General features: G+C 34.8%; 1 protein-coding gene. It reads left to right on the plus strand.

The window, feature by feature from the left end; translation table 11 throughout:
* Positions 1–755 (plus strand): transposase (locus tag Q4548_RS16650; RefSeq protein WP_303457155.1); only part of this gene is annotated, 755 nt, incomplete at its 5' end.
* Positions 756–876 lie beyond the last annotated feature (121 nt).

Below are 876 nucleotides of genomic sequence, written 5' to 3' on the forward strand. Positions count from 1 at the left end.
CTAAAGGAAAGAAAGGTGCTTTAGTCGGCATATTCAACGGAACTAAAGTAGAGCCTATTATAGAACAGCTCCTGAAGGTTCCTAAGTCTAAAAAAAACAAAGTCAAAGAGATCACCTTAGACATGGCCAACTCTATGAAAACAATCTCTAGTAAATGCTTCCCTAAAGCCATACAAGTAACAGATCGGTTCCATGTACAGAAGCTAGCAATAGAGGCCTTACAAGATCTTCGTATCAAATACCGATGGAAAGCTTTGGATTATGAAAATGAACAGATAAAGTTAGCTAGAGCAGCTAACAAAGAATTTAAACCCCTGACCTTTTCTAATGGTGATAGCTCAAAACAACTCCTGGCTAGAAGTAGATATCTACTCTATAAATCCCCAGATAAATGGACCTCTAATCAGAAAGAAAGAGGACAGATATTATTTAATGAATACCCAGATCTAAAGAAAGCCTATGGTCTTGTTCAAGGACTCAGAACTATATTTAACCAAGCTATAGATATAAAAGTAGCTTATACCAAACTAGCTCACTGGTACAGAGATGTAGAGGAATCAGGATTTAAGTGCTTTCAAACAGTAGCTAATAGTATTACTTTAAATTACCGTTCTGTGCTCAATTATTTTTTAAATAGAAGCACCAATGCGTCTGCTGAATCTTTTAATGCCAAAATAAAGGCTTTTAGGTCACAATTTAGAGGGGTAAGAAATCTAGAATTCTTCCTCTTTAGATTAACCAATATTTTTGCCTAAACACAACAATTTGTCTTGATCCCAATTTGTCTTGATCCAATATTTTGGATCAAGCCCAAAAGTTGTGTGTGAATTAGGATAGCATTAATTTAGGAGTTTTTAAACTGACTTATATTGGAAT

It is taken from the genome of Wenyingzhuangia sp. 2_MG-2023, from assembly GCF_030548295.1.
Lineage (GTDB): Bacteria > Bacteroidota > Bacteroidia > Flavobacteriales > Flavobacteriaceae > Wenyingzhuangia.